The sequence below is a fragment of the Chromobacterium sp. ASV23 genome, from assembly GCF_016428945.1.
GTDB lineage: Bacteria > Pseudomonadota > Gammaproteobacteria > Burkholderiales > Chromobacteriaceae > Chromobacterium > Chromobacterium sinusclupearum.
Genome location: NZ_JAELTR010000117.1, coordinates 1 through 2,962, shown reverse-complemented (window position 1 = coordinate 2,962; position 2,962 = coordinate 1). Strand labels below are relative to the sequence as shown.

1 protein-coding gene is annotated in these 2,962 nt (G+C 63.3%); it reads left to right on the top strand.

What is annotated here, in order from left to right; all coding sequences use genetic code 11:
- Positions 1 to 363: 363 nt before the first annotated feature.
- The coding region (locus tag JHD59_RS21705) for a type VI secretion system Vgr family protein (RefSeq protein WP_199155794.1) at positions 364 to 2,962 on the top strand (2,599 nt) is incomplete at its 3' end.

Below are 2,962 nucleotides of genomic sequence, written 5' to 3'. Positions count from 1 at the left end.
CCCCCCCCCCCCCCCCCCCCCCCCCCCCCCCCCCCCCCCCCCCCCCCCCCCCTTTTTGAGTCTCGTGGGCTCGGAGATGTGTATAAGAGACAGATGGTGGGTATATCCGTGGAGAACTCTCAATGAAAACCGCCCTAGCTTAAATTTTTTAGTTACACCCAGTAGGATTAATACTTATTTGACATTATTGCCATCTGTGGTGATTCAAGTGTTGGTAAGCAAGGAAATACTGTACTTTTGTGCAGGTTGACTGACTTTTTCGTGAGCGTGCCTTGTTGCTATTGCAGTTATTTCATAAAATATTTATCCTCTTTCAGTTCAATGACATACCCTCGCGCGAGGGTATTTTTATTTGGGAATCGGATGGATTTGAACGCACTGCTGGCCAGTTTCGCTTCCGCTTTTGGCCAAGATCGACGGGTATTAACTTTGCGGCTGGGTACCGGGCAGATCGCCGCCGAGCAGCTGCTGCCGCTGAGCCTGCAGGCCGAAGAGGGTCTGTCCCAACCTTACCGCTACACGCTGATCTGTCTGTCGCCGGACACCCATATCGAACTGAAGTCCCTGCTGGGCCAGCCCGCGCGCATCGGCATCGAGGATGCAGCGGGCGGCGAGTCCATCCGCTGCGGCGTGGTGAGCGAGGCCAGGCTGGCCGGCACCGATGGCGGCTTCGCCAAGTACGAGCTGACCATCGAGCCGCCGTTTGCGCTGCTGCGTCACCGTCGCACCTCGCGCGTGTTCCAGGACCTGACGGTGCCGGACATCATCCAGCAGATCCTTTCCGAACATCAGCAGAGTAACCCGGCCTTCGCGCGCGTGCAGACGCTGTCCATCCAGGTGCAGCCGGCCCAGCCGCGCAGCTACTGCCTGCAATACCGTGAGAGCGATTACGAATTCATCGTGCGCCTGATGCATGAGGAAGGCCTCAGCTGGCGCTTCCTGCATCAAGACGACGATGGCCCGCAGGTGCAGCTGGCGGTGTTTGACGACCCGCATAGCCTGCCGGCCGCCCCCTTGAGCCGCGTGCGTTTCCACCGCGCCGACGCTACCGAAGACGAAGACGGCCTGACCGAATGGCAGGCCACCCGCCAGATCGTGCCCAGCAGCGTGGCGCTGGCCAGTTACGACTACAAACCCGTCTCCACCCAGCACAGCGAAGACGGCAGCCGCATCGAGCAAGGCCAGGCTGGCCAGTCGCTGCAGAGCAGCCTGACCCACTACGACGCGCCGGGCCTGTATTACGCTGGCGATGATGAACAGCTGGGCCGCTACGCCCAGCTGCGCCAGCAGGCCCACGATCTGCAGGCCAAGTCCTTCAGCGCCAGCGGCACCGTGCGCGGCCTGCAGCCGGGCGAATGGTTCCGGCTGGACGACCATCCGGCGCACGAAACCGACAGCCCGCAACACCGCGAATTCGTGGTTACCGGCCAAAGCTTCCAGGTGCGCAACAACCTGCCCAAGGATCTGGCCCAGCACGTCGGCGCCCAGACCGACGCTACACCGTTCACCACCTCGCTGCAGACCCAGCGCCGCGGCATCCCATTGACCCCGGCCTATGCCGACACGCCACTGGCCAAGCCCACCTCGCTCGGCGTGCAAACCGCCACCGTGGTCGGCCCGGCCGAACCGACCGACCAGGTGGCCGACGAGATCTACACCGACGGCCAAGGCCGCATCAAGGTGCAATTCCACTGGCAGCGGGCAGAGGAACACACAACCTTCGGTGCCAACCTCGACGACAAATCCAGCTGCTGGCTGCGCGTGGCCATGCCCAGCGCCGGCGCCGGTTTCGGCCACCAGTTCATCCCGCGCATCGGCCAGGAAGTGCTGGTCGACTTCATCGAAGGCGACATCGACCGGCCCGTCATCACCGGGGTGCTGTACAACGGCAGCCACCCGACGCCCGACTTCAGCGGTGCCGGCGCGCTGCCGGCCAACAAGACGCTGTCCGGCATCAAGAGCAAAGAACACCAGGGCGGCGGCTACAACGAGCTGCTGTTCGACGACACCCCGGGCGAAGTCCGCGCCAAGCTCAGTAGCGAATCCGGCAAGACTCAGCTGAACCAAGGCTTCCTCACCCACCCGCGCAGCAACGGTAAAGCCCAGCCGCGCGGCGAAGGTTTCGAACTGCGCACCGATAACCATGGAGCCATCCGCGCCGCGCACGGCCTGCTGCTGTCCACCGAAGCGCAAAACGGCGCTGGCGGCAAACAGCTAGCGCGCGAGCACGCCCAAAGCCAGCTACAGTCCGCCGTCGCGCTGAGCCAGGCGCTGGCCGAAACCGCTACTGGGCAGCTCGCCGACACCATGGAAACCGGGCCGCATGAGATTGGCGACGACAATGCGAAAGCCGGCAAGAAAACCAAGGGCCACATACAGCACCAGCTCGACGCCCTGGCGGCGTGGGAAGCCGGCAGCAATACCGACAAGGACGGCAAGACGGCGAAAGATCAGGCTGGCCAGCAACCGCAACTGGTTTTGTCTGGCCCGGCCGGCATCGCCAGCCTAACCGAACAAAGCCAAACCGTCTCCGCCGGCACCAACCTCAACCTCGTCGCCCAACGCGACGCCAACCACACCACGGGCCGACGCTGGCTGCACAACGTGGGCCAGCACATCAGCCTGTTCGTAGCTGGGGTGAAGGACAAGGTGGCGCTGAAGCTGATCGCCGCCAAGGGGAAGGTGAAGGTGCAGGCGCAGAGCGATGCGATGGAGCTGACGGCGGATAAGGACGTCACCATTACTTCCTGCAAAGGCTTCGTGCATGTCGCTGCTGATCAAGAAATTCTGCTCGCCTGCGATGGAGCTTACATTCGCCTTCAAGGGGGGAATATCGAAGTACATGCGCCAGGCACCATCAGTGTTAAGGGCTGTCTCTTATACACATCTCCGAGCCCACGAGACTCAAAAGGGGGGGGGGGGGGGGGGGGGGGGGGGGGGGGGGGGGGGGGGGGGGGGGGGG